Here is a 12,174-nt window from a genome sequence, read left to right on the forward strand (position 1 = left end):
GTACGCCAGAGGTGGCTAGCACAATGGCTATCATCGGGTATCAGAGCCCAGCAGGGAGGAGCAGACGATGGCGTACGGGGACGGCACAGGCCCCTACCAGACCAGGAGCGGCAGGTGGGTGGGCGCCGTAGACGTCGGGTGGACCGAGCGAGGCACCCGCCGGAGGCGCACCGTCTCCGCCAAAACCCGGGCCGAGTGTGCCCGGAGGCTGCGGGACCTCAAGCGGGAGATCAACGCCGCCCAGGGAGCCGCACCAGCCGCATCGCAGGCCACCGTCAAGCGCTGGGCCGACGAGTGGCTACCGATCCAGGCCGGGCGGCTCCGCCCCAAGGCGTACGCGGTCACCGAGGGGATGGTGCGCCGGTGGATCATCCCCACCCTCGGCAACCGGCGCCTCGCGGACCTCACCGCCCGCGACGCACGCCGACTCGACCAGGCCGTCATCGACGCTGGCCGGTCGTCGACGACGGCGCGCACCTGCCGGGCCACCCTCGCCCGCATGCTCCGCGACGCACGCCGAGAGGGCCACCCCGTGCCGCAGGCGATCCTCGACGCCGAGCCACCCAAGCGGGCCGCCAGCACCAGGCGGGCGATCCCGGTCGACGGCGCGATCCGGCTCCTGCGCGCCGCAGCCTCACGCGACCAGTGGCCGGACCCCGGCCCGGAGGTCACCGGGCGCCGACTATGGGCACGCCACCTCGCCGAGCGCGTCGACCCGTCACGGTGGGTCGCCGCCCTCCTCCAGGGCATGCGCCAGGGCGAGTGCCTCGGCCTCACCTGGGACCGCGTAGACCTCGATGCCGGGACGATCACCGTAGACCGGCAGCTACAGGCCATCCCCCGCCGGGCCAGGGAGGCCGGCACGGCAGATGCCGACTGGTACGCCGCCGAGCACCTGGCCGGCACCTACTACCTGGTGCCGGTCAAGAGCGCGGCGGGGCGGCGCGTGATCCCGCTCGTGCCGTGGATGGCCGGGGCGCTCGCCACGTGGCGTGAGCAGTGCCCGGCCTCGCCCTGGGGGCTGGTGTGGCCGCGCCCAGCAGGCGGCCCGTGGTCGAGCGGGGACGACCTGCGCGCCTGGCGCGCCCTCCAGGAGGTGGCCGGCGTGGCCCGCCCGGACGGCAGGCCGTACACGGTGCATGAGGCGCGGCACTCGGCGGCGACGCTGCTCATGGCGCTACAGGTGCCCGCCCCGGTGCAGGTGGCGATCATGGGGCACTCCTCGATTGCGGTGACGCAGGGGTACCAGCACGCGGACCTGGAGGGTGCGCGGCGTGCACTGGAGGGTGTGGCGGGGCTGCTCCAGATCGAGGCGTGACCCCTGGGAGTGTGAGCGGGGCCCTACCCCACACCTTGCGTTATCGCAAGGTCTAGTGCTATGCTCTTGCCATACCGAAAGGGGGTGGTAGATGATGGACAAGGACCTCAAGAAGCTCGTCAAGGCGCTCAGGGCCGCCGGGTACAGCGTCGAGGAGACCCGTCGCGGACACATCCGTGTCAGCAGGGACGGCCGCCTCCTGACCACGTTCGCCGGCACGGCCTCGGACCGCCGGAGCCTCGCGAACGGGCTCGCCCCGCTCAAGCGCGACGGCTTCCAGTGGCCACCGCGCCGCTGACGGGCCGGGGAGGTCGGAGGCGGACCTGGTGCCTCCGACCTCCCCGGGGTCCCCACATCATCCCACCCCACCAGGACAGGAGCCAGCATGGAGTACAACGCGACCATCACCATCCGCTCGGCGGGCGACGACGCCGACGACGCACTGATCAGCGCCCTGATCGACTACCACCCCGCCGTGTCCCCGTCCCCCCTCGCGCAGGGCGCCTGGGACGCCACCATCACCCTCAGCGCGGAGACGCTCGGGCAGGCACTGACCACCGCGCGCGCTATCGGGGAGCACCTGGGCGGGATGGTCGGCCTGGAGGTCGTGCCTACCGCCGCCTGGGACCGGCGCGCCGCCCAGGAGGCGGGCCCGGGCGGTGAGCTGGTCGGTGTCACCGAGGCCGCGGCGCGGCTCGGGGTGACACCCCAGGCGGTCCGCGACCGGATCGGGCGCGGCACGCTGCCCGCGCGGCGCCTCGGGCGGGAGTGGGCCGTCCCGGTGCGGGCGCTCTCCCGCTGACGGGCACACCGCGCCGCTATTGTGACCCGGTTCACCCCTCCACATGTTGCCCTACGGGATATCCCATAGGTATAGTTAGGGGTGTCGGGAGGCCACAGGGGCCAACCAGGAAGGAGAACCGAAATGATCGGGTACCGGATGCAGGACAAGAACCGCGACATCAACGACCTGCTCGACCCCGAGCAGCAGTACTCCTTCCCCATGGACAACGATGACGAGATGGTGCGCCACGGCGTCTCCGCCTGCGAGACCCTCGCCGAGCTGGCCGCCTACATCGCCTGCTACGCCATCCAGGCCGGCGACCCCATCATCGTCGAGGTCGAGGGCCCCGTCTCCGACGACGAGCCCTGCGACGCCGACGCCGGAGAGATCCTCCTCCTCCCGACCCGCGCCGAGCAGGTCACCGACGACGACGCCTTTTTCGCCCTCGTGTCCGACCTCGTAGACCTCCGCTGGGAGCAGGGCCTGGAGTACCGGGACCTGCTGGAGATCGCCGAGGACCGCATCTGACACCCGCCACCACACGACAGGAGACCACACCATGACCACTACTCAGGACACCGCCCGTCGGATCCTCCGACAGGAGCTCGAGGAGATCGCCGCCCAGGGCTGGGCTGACCTGCCCGTCTGGACCGACGAGGCCGAGATCCCCGGCCCGAACATCCCCGGGGAGCGGGCCGCCGACGGCGCCACCTACCACGTCGGCCTATGGAAGGGCACCGACGGCACAGTCGCCGTCATGTGCCGCTGGTACCGGGACGGCGTGGCCTGGTGGCCGGACGACGAGGGCGAGGCCGTCGACCTGGATACCTACCAGGCCGAGAGCGAGGACGACGCCGCCGACCAGTACGGAGACGTCAGCACCCACTACGTGCCGGTCGACGCCGACACGGCGCGGCGGGCCGAGGCCGCCATCCGGGCCCACCTGGCCGAGGTCGAGCAGGAGGAGGCCGGCGACGCCCTGGGCCGCTACCAGGGCCTCAGCACCGCCACCATCACCATCACCACCACCAGCGAGGAGGCAGACCAGTGACCCGCCCATACGACCCGGCCGCCGAGACCGAGGCGATCCGCGCCTGGCTCGGCCCCCTCGCCCACGACACCGACACCGTGGACCAGCGGGTCGAGGCCGTGCGCACCGCCTGGCACGCCGTCGACACCGCCGCCGCCTGGGACGCCGACGACACCGAGGGCCGCCGGGCAGCCGCCGAGGCGGCCGCACAGTACATGCTCGGGGACCTCACCGTCGCCCAGGCCGCCGACGCCGTACTGCGCGCCCGCGCGGTACTAGCCGACGCCGAGGACCGGCTGCGCGGTACCTGCCTGGCCGCCCTGGCCGACGGGCGCGGCGTCACCAAAATCGCCCGCGAGGCAGGAGTGGCCACCAACACCGTGTACCGGTGGCGCGACGGCAGGCCCGACCAGTAAACACAGCAAAAAGGGGCCGCCCCACACCCGCAATTGGGTGTGGGGCGGCCTCGCTTGTGAGATCAGAAGTCGGGGGTCCAGTCGCCGACGCCGGAGACCATCGCACCGACCGCGCCGCCCTCCACAGCAGCCGCGTACTCGGTGCGGCTGGTCAGGATGTGCGCGGTCAGCGGCTTCCCGGCCGCCAGAGCATCCCGCCAGGCGGCCGACGTGTACGGCCCATCCAGGCTGAGGATGTCCTTATTGGCGTCAGCCAGGAAATTACTCCAGGCGGCGGTGTTGCCGGTGCGCCAGGACTGGTAGCCGTACGCCCACGTCGTGAAACCCCTCGACTTCCACGCGCTGAAGGCGGCGAGGCCGTCCCCGCTGTACTTGAGGATCGTGCGGTCCCTGTAGGGGGCGAGCATCGCCAGGTACTCGCTCTGGAAGGTCGTGATCGCGTACTTGGGGTCGAAAAGGATCACGTGGGAGTCGCCGTAGTGCTCGATGAGCCAGTCCAGGCGGGCGGGCATGGTGTCACGGCCGCTCATGGCCGCCTCCACCTGCGCCCAGGTCAGCTCGGAGACGGGCGTGTCCGGGCCGCCCAGCCGCGCCAGGGTGCGGTCGTGGCAGCCCAGCCACACACCATCGCTCGTGCGGGCGGCCGAGAACTCCAGCATGTGGGCACCGGCCCACACCGCCTGCGTGTAGGCGCGCTGGGTGTGCTCGGGCCAGGACGCGGACCCGCCCCGGTGGGCGACCAGCCACGGCACCCCCATGCCCAGCAGGCCGGTGACGGTAGTGGCGCCGTGGGGCATGAGCCGGGCGGGCGCCAGGCCACGCGCGGTCTGGTATCCCACGATCTCCACCGCCCGGCCGTCGACCTCCAGGGACCGGTCCACCGGGTCCGGCTCCGGGTCAGGCTGCGGCGGCTGGTGGGCCGGGTCCGCAGCCAGCGGCACCACGCACCATGCCCTCAGCGCCGTATCCCCGGACAGGGTGGGCACTAGGGCCTCACCCTGGCAGTCGTCGACAATCGCCAGGGTGACTGCGCTCCAGGACGCGGCAGTGGTGTGCCCGGCCTCGTCAGCGGACACGACCTGCCTGCCCGCGGGGTCGTGCCCGACCACCTGCCCGGAGGCGACCTGGTGCTGCTGGGTGATCACCAGGGCCGCGCCGGACGCGGGGAGCACCGGTGCGGGCTCCTGCCACGCCACCGGCGCGGGGGTGGACAGCAGGCCGCGCAGGACGACCAGGGCGGCGGAGATGCGGCCGCCGCCGACCGGGGACCCGACGGGCACGCCGCGCGTGTCCGCGGGCGAGGTGACCGCGCGGGTGGCGATGGTGCCCGACCGGCCCCCGTCCCCGATCTTCGCCACGTATGACCCCTGCCACCCGGCGGGGGTCATGTCCCCGGAGTGCCCATACTGGGCGCCGACCACGAGGACGGCGGCGTCACCGGCCTGGGCTCCCTCCACCGTCAGCACGGCCCCGGCGGACGTGGTGGCGGCCGTGCCCACGACCTCCACGGTCATGCGATCACCCGCACCACGAGCGTGCCCGCCTTGGTGCCAGCAGGCACGGACGCCCCGGCCGGCAGCACCAGCACCTGCACGCCGTCACCGCCGCCCTGCGAGGCCGCGGGCACCTGCACCGCCTGCACGGCAGCGGCGATAGCCGCGTCAGCCCCAGCCTTCGTGTACACAGTCACAGCCATGATTCACTCTTCCTCTACAAGTCGCTGCCCTCGTGGGTGGTGGGCCATGCGACGGCCGAGCCCTCCCCGGGGCCCCGGGGCAGCCGCTCGACCGGCACGCCGGCCTGCACAGCCATAGACCGCGTCGCCCAGCAGGCGGTCTCCCAGGCGGCCGCCTGCCGCCGCCACCGCTGCACCTCAGTCTCGATATCACGGCGCTGCATCCACGAGCGGCGCGCCGCCCTGGCCACAGACAGCAGCAGCGGCGACCCCAGGGCCGCCACCACCACCGACACGATCAGGTCAATCCTCACGTCCATCGACGGCCTCCCTACTCCCGGGCGGCTGCTCGTAGGCAGCCAGGATGTCCGCGCCGAGCGCCCGGGCGGCCATCAGGCGCGTCTCCTCCCGCCGCAGCCGCGTGGGAGGCTCCCGGCCAGGCTCCCACCAGCGCCCCCAGATCCGCAGTATCCGCTGGGCCACCAGCAGCGCCACCGCCAGGGCTATCCACAGGTGCCACGACGGCCAGCGCTCGGCCAGCAGCGCCCGCATCACGCCCAGGGCGGTCACGTCCCCATCCCGAGGACCACCAGGCCCGCGGCGGGCGCCTCCACGCCCCACCAGCCGCGCCACGCGGCCGGCGCGGCAGCCACGGCCCCCACGATCATGCACCCGGCGCCCAGGGCGAGGTCCAGCGGCACCGGCCCACCGGGGTGCAGCAGTACCGCACCCCCTGCGGCGCCCAGGCACACGTAGGTGACAGCGGCCAGCAGGGAGATCACCCGCGGCGGCGTGAGCGACCCCCACACCACCCGCGGCACCAGCAGCGGCGACCACGCCATGACAGCTCACTCCCCCACGCCGCCGCCGGCGGAGTCGTCATCCACGGGGCCGATGACGGGCGCCTCATACACGCCGCCGGTGTGCACGGCAGCGAGGATGAGGGCGGCGACGGCGAGGGCCTGCTCGGCCACCTGCCCCACGCGGTCGCCTGCTCGCCCGTGATGACGCCGACGGCCGCGAGCGCAGCCAGGATCGCAGCGGCCGCCCCGTAGATCGCTTTCCTGCGCTCGGGCGTCAGCCACGAGACGATGGTTCTGTCCTCGGTGAGTGCTACATGCTTCCCCATTGGTGGCCTCCGTTCATTTGGCGAGGAGCTTGCCGGAGTTGGCGTAGCTGGAGTTGAGGCAGTGCTGGAGCATTTTGATGGTCATGGGGCCACCGATGCCGTCGACCCATTTGCTCCAGTTCGCGCCGTTGAGGTCGGGCGGGCCGCCGACCTGCCGCATCCAGGCGGGGTTGGCGTGGGCGGCCCAGTACTGGAAGACCTTCCAGGTCCGCCAGCCCATCACGCCGTCGGCGGTGAGCGTGGTAGAGCCGGTCAGTGTCCGCTTCGCCCCGGCGGGCACGGCCCCGTCCAGGAAGCGCTGCAGCCGCTTGTACGCGTCTGTGGCCGGTGTGCCGGAGGTGGTGATGGTGACTCCCATGACCTCCTGTAGGCGGCGCAGGGTCGGGGCGCCGAGCACGCCGGTGATGGCGAGCTGGCGGGCGCCGTCGGTGCCGGTGCGGGCGTCCAGTGCCCGGTCCGCCACCGCCGGTGCCGCTGGTGCCGTGGTGCTGGCAGTACCGGTGGTGGCCGCCGAGGCCGTGGAGACCACGGACGGTGCCGGCGTGCCCTTAGCCATGGCGTCGTACCAGGCCTGCGCCCGCGCCATGTAAGCGGCGTTGCGGGCGCCGGCCAGCTGCCCCGGGCAGGCCGTAGCCGAGAAGTCCTGGTGCGGGAAGACGTTCACGCGCCAGGCCGGGCGGCCCAGCCCGTAGTAGTGGCACAGTGCGGCCACCAGGTGGGCTCCGGCCTCGATGGTGGCGTCAGAGATGGGCCAGCCCGCGCCTGCGCCGCCGGAGTTGGCGTGCTCGATGCCGATGCTGGTCTGGTTGGCGGCGAGGTTGCCTGCGTGCCACGCCGTGTCTGCGTCCCACACGAGCTGCCCGATACGCCCGGCCCCGTCCACCTGGTAGTGGGCGGACGCCTGGCGGGTCTGCCAGGCGTTGTAGCAGTCTGCTATCGACAGGTTGCCCGCGTTGTGGTGGATGACGATCTTGTTGATCTTCTTCCCGCCACGCCCCGGCGTGTAGTGCTTGCTCAGGATGCGGTTCTCGTCCGCCCTCAGATTCACCCAGTCCATTTGACCTCTTCCTCTGCTGAGTTGTGTCCTGCTTTGTACCTATTGCCTGGTGCCGAGGACGACGGCGCGGCGGCCGTGCAGCAGCACCAGCACCCGGGCACCCGCCGCCGGGGCCGCCACCAGCGACACCGGGGCCGCCCCCAGCGGCTCACTGTCACCATCCAGGCGCACCCGCAGCGGGGAGCGGCTGGTGACGGTGCCCCACCGGTAGGACGGCGCCCGGTCCACGCGCCGGCGCAGGTCCGCGAGCGCGGTCACGAGGGCGTCCAGGGTGGTGGTCATGGGATCTCCTCCAGCTCCAGGCCCATCAGGGCGGTGGGGGCGGCCTGGTAGGCCACCTGGCGGACGGTGGTGTCGGTGCGGTGGCCGGCGGTGTCCCAGGTGACGCGCTCCCTGGGCCAGATGGGCAGTGGGAGGCAGGAGGCTGTGATGGTGGCGGTCGAGGTCGTGAGCTCGGCCAGGCGGCGGGCCGCGATGGCGGTGAGGGTGGCCTGGCTGGTGGCCTCCACGCCGGTCTCCACGTGCGTGATCCACCTGCCCCTGGCCTGGTAGCTGTAGGGGCTGGTGGGGGTGGTGTTGGTGGCGGTGGCGGTCATCTCCGGCTCGTCCTCGCCGCCGCCCTGGGCGACGGCCACCACGCGGTTGGGTGTGCCGGCGGTGTCGAGGTCGCGGGTCCAGGTGGCGGAGTGGACGGCCCGGTCGCCCTCTGCCAGCTCGCGGGCCAGGGGGCGGTCGGCGGGCAGCCGGTAGGGGTGGAGCCGATGGTGCCGTCCGGGGAGGGGTGCAGTGCCCAGTAGTTGGCGGCCGCCAGCACCTCATTCAATGCGGTGAGGAGGGTGGTGCCTGCCTCGAAGGTGAGGGCGGAGGTTAGCTTGGCGGTGGAGGGGTCGATTGCGGGCCGCTCGCCGGCCGAGGCCACCCGGGAGGCCACCCAGTCCGTCACCACGGTACCCGCCGGGACGGTGAGCGTCTCGGGCAGGGCGTCCTCCGACAGCACCAGCAGCGGTGAGGACAGCTCCACCTCCCACGAGGACCCGGAGGACCTGTAGGCCCTGGTGGGGGCGGACAGGAGGTACTCGCCCAGCGGCCAGGAGACCTCGCGGCCGTGGCGGTCGCGGATGTGCTGGAGGATGTGCACGCGGTCGGACAGCCAGTCGACGCCCTGGCCACGGTCGGCCAGGGACAGGGTGCCCGAGGCGCGCAGCGTCGTGGTCGCCGACAGCTCCACGCTCCCGCCGGTCACGCCGTCCAGCGGCCGCAGCTCCGCCCCTCGCCGGTCCGCCAGCACCACCTCCCACCAGGACTGCCTGTGCCCGGTCAGCACGCGCTCCACCACGTCGCCGTCCAGGCCCGCGGGCGTAGTGGTTACCCAGGCGGGCACCGCGTCAGTCATCGGGATCCACCTCCACCAGGTCCAGCGACACGCCCCAGATCCCGCCCCGGTAGTCCCGCGGCAGGCGCAGCCCCGACATCGAGCACCACATGCGCCGCCCCACCGGGTCCCGGTACACCACGGGCCCGGGGAGGACCGCGAGCGCGGCCAGGGTGTCCAGGATCGCCATATCGTCGTCGTCCAGGGTCGCGGAGACGGACAGGGAGCGGGCCTCCTGGGTGCCGGCCAGCTCCACCGGCAGGCGCCGGCCTGCGAAATAGGCGGTGTCCCGCTCGGCGAGGTCCACGTCCAGGGCGTGCGCGGGGTCCCCGTACAGGGGTGCGGTGGTGGTGTAGGCGGGGCCGCCGCCGATCCACATCGCCTGCGAGTCCGCCACGGCCGCCACGACGGTGGCGGCGGAGGCGCCGTCAGCGGAGACCGCCTCCGCCCGGTACATGGTCTCCCCATAGCTGAGGGCGAGGGGGTCGCTGGTGGCGTAGTCCAGTGGCACCTCCGCGTCCAGCGGCTCCCAGGTGGTGCCGCCGTCCACCGACCGCGACACCCGGTTGCGGGCCGCCGGCGGGGAGTTGGGCACGACACTGGTGGTGCCGTCAGCGGACACGGACACGGCGTAGGACTGGCCTCCCAGCTGGGCGTACGGGCCTGCCGGGTCCCACCACTCGGTCACCAGGCCCGCCGGGCTGGTGGCGGTAGTCAGGAGCGGGCGGCGCACCCACAGGGTCGCGCCCTGGCACACCACGGCGGGACGGGCCGCCACCGCACCGGCCGGGACCGTGGCCGCCACGACCGCGCGCACGCCGCCAGCGGGGGCGGCACCGGGGGCGGCGGGCTCGCTGGTGACGGCCAGCACGGTGCCGTCCGGGCCGAGCCAGGCCACCTCCACCGACACCACCGCGTGGTCCGCGACGTCCACCCCCGGCACCGCCACGGGGGCCGCGGTAGTGTCCACGATGGCGGTAGCGCCGTCAGCGGAGGTGGCCGCGCCGTCCACCACGACGGTGGCGCCGTCAGCGGACACGGACACGGCCGCGCCGTCCAGCACAGCGGTGGACCCGTCGGCGGACGCGGACACGGCCAGTGACGGGGCCGCGGGCTCCGCCGGCGCCCCGGTGTCCTGGCCGGTGACGTCCAGCACCACCGCGTCGTGCACCACCAGGCGGCGGCCGCCCGCACGCAGGTAGGCGATGCACTGCAGGCGGTCCTCCCCCGCCCGGTAGGTGATGGGCAGGTCCACCCAGATCAGCTGGCGGTCCGTGCCGGCCGACAGCTGCTTGCGATTATTGGCGGGCCACAGGGACCTGGAGTACGCGCCCGCGGTGGTCATGTAGTAGGCGCCCATGTCCACGTAGCAGTCGGCCTCGCAGGACACGAGCATTGCCAGCCGGTAGGTGCGGCCACCCGGCAGGGGCCGCGTGCTGGTGCCGATGCGGCCGTTGTTGCCCGACACCGCCGCCGTCGACGTCGAGACCTCCGAGGCGGTCTTGGTGACCTCGGCGTTGACCCACCAGTCCGAGGTCCACAAAAGGAGGGTGTCCTCGGCCTCGGGCGGGGCCGCGGCAGCCACGTCCACGCTCCACGCCGCCTGCTGCCCGGCCACCACGGGCACCGGGTCAGCCAGGGACAGCCGGCATCCCCAGGAGGGCACCACAGGCACCGCCTGCGCCCACCCGTCACCACTGCCACCAGACACAGCCAGCGCCCCACCGGGGGTGTCCCACGCCTGCGGGCGCGCCAGGAGCGGGTCCGGCACCAGGCTCACCACACGCTCCGACACCGGCAGCGGCGCAGGATTCGCCAGAGCCAGGCTCATAGCCCCACGCGACTCGTCCCACACCGCCTCCACCACCGGGGCGGGAGGCGACGGGTACACCACCGAGACGACCACGCGGGCGGTAGCGGTCTGGCGGACCGCCGAGGTCACCGTCACAGTCACCTGCCACGCGGAGCCGTGCGGCAGCCGCGACGACATGGCCACGCTCGCGCCCGCACCCGACACGCTCACCGACTCCACCGGCCCGGACGGCACCCCGTCCACCAGCTCCACCAGCTCCACCACGGCAGACGACTGGGCGTGCCCCTCAGCCTGGGAGTACGACCACGCCACCTGCGTGGACGAGGTACCCACCACAGGGCCAGGCACCGTGATACCCACCACCGGCGGCGTAGCGACCCGGAACTGCCCCGGCGAGCCCAGGCCCCCACCGGCGGGGGACCACGCCGCCGAGTCCCCGGCCGCGCCGCCGTCGTACATGCCCCGGGTACGCACCGTCCACATGTACTGGCCCACAGGCAGGGTGAGCGCCGCAGTCTGCGCCGCCCCCGTGACCTCGATGACCTGCACCAGCTCGGTGGACAGCGCCGACACCACGCGCCGCACCTCGACACGGGCCGCGGTCTGCGCCGTGGAGTCCACAGGATTGTGCCGCCACGACAGCACCACGCGCCCCGGCGCTACCGTCCCGGTCGGGCCCAGCACCGTCGGCGCGGACGGCGCGCCCAGCACCTGCACCGCAGGCGACGCCGCCGACATCGCCGACCGCAAACCATTAGGCGTCCTAGTGACGACCGTGTACGTGTGCGCAGCCGCCGGGTCCGGGCTACGGTGCACAAACGACGTCACATTCTCGGCGGTACTGCCGATAAGGACCCCATTGTCATAAATATCGTAGGAGCCCTCATTATGCAGGACAGTCTTAACCCAGGAGACGGTAATATTCCCCGCCGCGTCCTTAACCGCCCGCACATTAGTAGCAGCTGTCGGAGTCGTCCATACGGTAGCCGACTGCGCACGCGCAGACTCCCGCCCATTCCACGCCCACACCCGGTAATAGGTGGCGCGGCCCGCCGGCAGTGACGTATCGGACCAGGCCGTACCAGTGCCCTGCACGGTACCGACCCGCACCCACGTCTTGGACTGGTTGTCGTAGCGCTCAATACCCGATGCGCTGACCGGGTGGGCCGCATCCCGCCTCTGCGCCCACGAGACGCGGATCGTCCTGCCGTCCGTCGTGGAGGCGGTCACCGACGTAGGCGCGTACGGCACCTCATACTGCCGCGCAGCAACCGTGTGCGTCCGCGAAACCGACGGCGCCCCACCATTCCAGATCGGCCCCAAGCTCGCGGAGAAAGTGCGCGACACCGTAGAGCCGTACGCCGTCGAGACCGTAACCGTCTGCCGGGCGACCTCCTTGGTGACGGTCGCACCAAAACCACTAGAGAAGCTAACCGACACGTCGCCGGTAATCGCACCCGACCGGTGGAGCGTGGACGTGTAATTGTGCCCGTAAGCGACTGACTGAATGTAGTAGACGACGGTCAGCCTCACGCTGCCGGAATCGACACTCCCAGACTGGGAGACATCAATCCCGACAC

At 72.5% G+C, this 12,174-nt stretch carries 18 protein-coding genes; 7 read left to right on the top strand and 11 right to left on the bottom strand.

Going from position 1 to position 12,174, the window contains the following annotated elements; all coding sequences use genetic code 11:
* The first annotated feature begins 67 nt into the window (after nt 1–67).
* The 6 genes from CWT12_RS12175 to CWT12_RS12195 all read left to right on the top strand — a co-directional run bounded on the left by CWT12_RS12175 (nt 68) and on the right by CWT12_RS12195 (nt 3,548).
* A complete protein-coding gene (locus CWT12_RS12175; RefSeq protein ID WP_161925011.1) occupies nt 68–1,318 on the top strand; it encodes a tyrosine-type recombinase/integrase in 1,251 nt (416 codons plus the stop codon).
* A 91-nt stretch (nt 1,319–1,409) separates the two neighbouring features.
* Nucleotides 1,410–1,616, top strand: coding sequence for a hypothetical protein (locus CWT12_RS13525; RefSeq protein WP_202616212.1), 207 nt, complete (start codon nt 1,410–1,412; stop codon nt 1,614–1,616).
* Between the two features lie 87 nt (nt 1,617–1,703).
* Nucleotides 1,704–2,120, top strand: coding sequence for a helix-turn-helix domain-containing protein (locus tag CWT12_RS12180; RefSeq protein ID WP_161925012.1), 417 nt, complete (start codon nt 1,704–1,706; stop codon nt 2,118–2,120).
* 123 nt (nt 2,121–2,243) lie between these two features.
* Nucleotides 2,244–2,630 (top strand): hypothetical protein, encoded by a 387-nt coding sequence (locus tag CWT12_RS12185; protein ID WP_161925013.1) that lies wholly within the window; start codon nt 2,244–2,246, stop codon nt 2,628–2,630.
* Between the two features lie 31 nt (nt 2,631–2,661).
* Nucleotides 2,662–3,153 (top strand): hypothetical protein, encoded by a 492-nt coding sequence (locus tag CWT12_RS12190; RefSeq protein WP_161925014.1) that lies wholly within the window; start codon nt 2,662–2,664, stop codon nt 3,151–3,153.
* On the top strand, nt 3,150–3,548 hold the full coding sequence (locus tag CWT12_RS12195; protein WP_161925015.1) for a helix-turn-helix domain-containing protein: 399 nt from the start codon (nt 3,150–3,152) through the stop codon (nt 3,546–3,548). Before CWT12_RS12190 ends, CWT12_RS12195 begins: the two co-directional genes overlap by 4 nt.
* Before the next feature lie 62 nt (nt 3,549–3,610).
* On the opposite strand, the gene CWT12_RS12200 is transcribed toward CWT12_RS12195, so the two are convergent.
* The 11 genes from CWT12_RS12200 to CWT12_RS12250 are packed head-to-tail and all read right to left on the bottom strand — an operon-like array spanning nt 3,611 to nt 11,824.
* Nucleotides 3,611–5,062 (bottom strand): glycerophosphodiester phosphodiesterase, encoded by a 1,452-nt coding sequence (locus CWT12_RS12200; protein WP_161925016.1) that lies wholly within the window; start codon nt 5,060–5,062, stop codon nt 3,611–3,613.
* Entirely contained in the window at nt 5,059–5,244 is a 186-nt protein-coding gene (locus CWT12_RS12205) for a hypothetical protein (protein WP_161925017.1), read from the bottom strand. The genes CWT12_RS12200 and CWT12_RS12205 overlap by 4 nt, the downstream gene beginning before the upstream one ends.
* Nucleotides 5,245–5,258: 14 nt before the next feature.
* Complete coding sequence (locus CWT12_RS12210; RefSeq protein WP_161925018.1) at nt 5,259–5,543, bottom strand: hypothetical protein; 285 nt, start codon at nt 5,541–5,543, stop codon at nt 5,259–5,261.
* Nucleotides 5,527–5,793: a hypothetical protein gene (locus CWT12_RS12215; RefSeq protein WP_161925019.1), complete on the bottom strand. Its 267-nt coding sequence runs from the start codon at nt 5,791–5,793 to the stop codon at nt 5,527–5,529. Before CWT12_RS12215 ends, CWT12_RS12210 begins: the two co-directional genes overlap by 17 nt.
* Nucleotides 5,790–6,065 (bottom strand): hypothetical protein, encoded by a 276-nt coding sequence (locus tag CWT12_RS12220; protein ID WP_161925020.1) that lies wholly within the window; start codon nt 6,063–6,065, stop codon nt 5,790–5,792. Before CWT12_RS12220 ends, CWT12_RS12215 begins: the two co-directional genes overlap by 4 nt.
* A gap of 6 nt (nt 6,066–6,071) precedes the next feature.
* On the bottom strand, nt 6,072–6,308 hold the full coding sequence (locus CWT12_RS12225; protein ID WP_161925021.1) for a hypothetical protein: 237 nt from the start codon (nt 6,306–6,308) through the stop codon (nt 6,072–6,074).
* Between the two features lie 57 nt (nt 6,309–6,365).
* Nucleotides 6,366–7,409, bottom strand: a complete 1,044-nt coding sequence (locus tag CWT12_RS14785; protein ID WP_161925022.1) for a peptidoglycan recognition protein family protein — start codon at nt 7,407–7,409, stop codon at nt 6,366–6,368.
* A 39-nt stretch (nt 7,410–7,448) separates the two neighbouring features.
* On the bottom strand, nt 7,449–7,691 hold the full coding sequence (locus CWT12_RS12235) for a hypothetical protein (RefSeq protein ID WP_161924152.1): 243 nt from the start codon (nt 7,689–7,691) through the stop codon (nt 7,449–7,451).
* Nucleotides 7,688–8,005, bottom strand: coding sequence for a hypothetical protein (locus CWT12_RS12240; protein ID WP_161925023.1), 318 nt, complete (start codon nt 8,003–8,005; stop codon nt 7,688–7,690). Before CWT12_RS12240 ends, CWT12_RS12235 begins: the two co-directional genes overlap by 4 nt.
* The gene (locus CWT12_RS12245; protein WP_161925024.1) at nt 8,002–8,802 is read right to left on the bottom strand and encodes a hypothetical protein; all 801 of its coding nucleotides are present in this window, start codon (nt 8,800–8,802) and stop codon (nt 8,002–8,004) included. Before CWT12_RS12245 ends, CWT12_RS12240 begins: the two co-directional genes overlap by 4 nt.
* On the bottom strand, nt 8,795–11,824 hold the full coding sequence (locus CWT12_RS12250; RefSeq protein WP_161925025.1) for a hypothetical protein: 3,030 nt from the start codon (nt 11,822–11,824) through the stop codon (nt 8,795–8,797). Before CWT12_RS12250 ends, CWT12_RS12245 begins: the two co-directional genes overlap by 8 nt.
* A 43-nt stretch (nt 11,825–11,867) precedes the next feature.
* Here CWT12_RS12250 and CWT12_RS12255 point away from each other — a divergent pair, with 43 nt between their 5' ends.
* Nucleotides 11,868–12,077 carry a hypothetical protein gene (locus tag CWT12_RS12255; RefSeq protein WP_161925026.1) on the top strand — a complete coding sequence of 70 codons (210 nt, stop codon included), beginning with the start codon at nt 11,868–11,870 and terminating at the stop codon, nt 12,075–12,077.
* The last annotated feature ends 97 nt before the right edge of the window (nt 12,078–12,174 follow it).

This window comes from Actinomyces sp. 432 (genome assembly GCF_009930875.1).
Lineage (GTDB): Bacteria > Actinomycetota > Actinomycetes > Actinomycetales > Actinomycetaceae > Actinomyces.

Bases quoted from the DNA above. Each gene is read 5' to 3' on its own strand.
- CWT12_RS12175 (WP_161925011.1), top strand. From the start codon at position 68: ATGGCGTACGGGGACGGCACAGGCCCCTACCAGACCAGGAGCGGCAGG.
- CWT12_RS13525 (WP_202616212.1), top strand. From the start codon at position 1,410: ATGATGGACAAGGACCTCAAGAAGCTCGTCAAGGCGCTCAGGGCCGCC.
- CWT12_RS12180 (WP_161925012.1), top strand. From the start codon at position 1,704: ATGGAGTACAACGCGACCATCACCATCCGCTCGGCGGGCGACGACGCC.
- CWT12_RS12185 (WP_161925013.1), top strand. From the start codon at position 2,244: ATGATCGGGTACCGGATGCAGGACAAGAACCGCGACATCAACGACCTG.
- CWT12_RS12190 (WP_161925014.1), top strand. From the start codon at position 2,662: ATGACCACTACTCAGGACACCGCCCGTCGGATCCTCCGACAGGAGCTC.
- CWT12_RS12200 (WP_161925016.1), bottom strand. From the start codon at position 5,062: ATGACCGTGGAGGTCGTGGGCACGGCCGCCACCACGTCCGCCGGGGCC.
- CWT12_RS12205 (WP_161925017.1), bottom strand. From the start codon at position 5,244: ATGGCTGTGACTGTGTACACGAAGGCTGGGGCTGACGCGGCTATCGCC.
- CWT12_RS12210 (WP_161925018.1), bottom strand. From the start codon at position 5,543: ATGGACGTGAGGATTGACCTGATCGTGTCGGTGGTGGTGGCGGCCCTG.
- CWT12_RS12220 (WP_161925020.1), bottom strand. From the start codon at position 6,065: ATGGCGTGGTCGCCGCTGCTGGTGCCGCGGGTGGTGTGGGGGTCGCTC.
- CWT12_RS14785 (WP_161925022.1), bottom strand. From the start codon at position 7,409: ATGGACTGGGTGAATCTGAGGGCGGACGAGAACCGCATCCTGAGCAAG.
- CWT12_RS12235 (WP_161924152.1), bottom strand. From the start codon at position 7,691: ATGACCACCACCCTGGACGCCCTCGTGACCGCGCTCGCGGACCTGCGC.
- CWT12_RS12240 (WP_161925023.1), bottom strand. From the start codon at position 8,005: ATGACCGCCACCGCCACCAACACCACCCCCACCAGCCCCTACAGCTAC.
- CWT12_RS12245 (WP_161925024.1), bottom strand. From the start codon at position 8,802: ATGACTGACGCGGTGCCCGCCTGGGTAACCACTACGCCCGCGGGCCTG.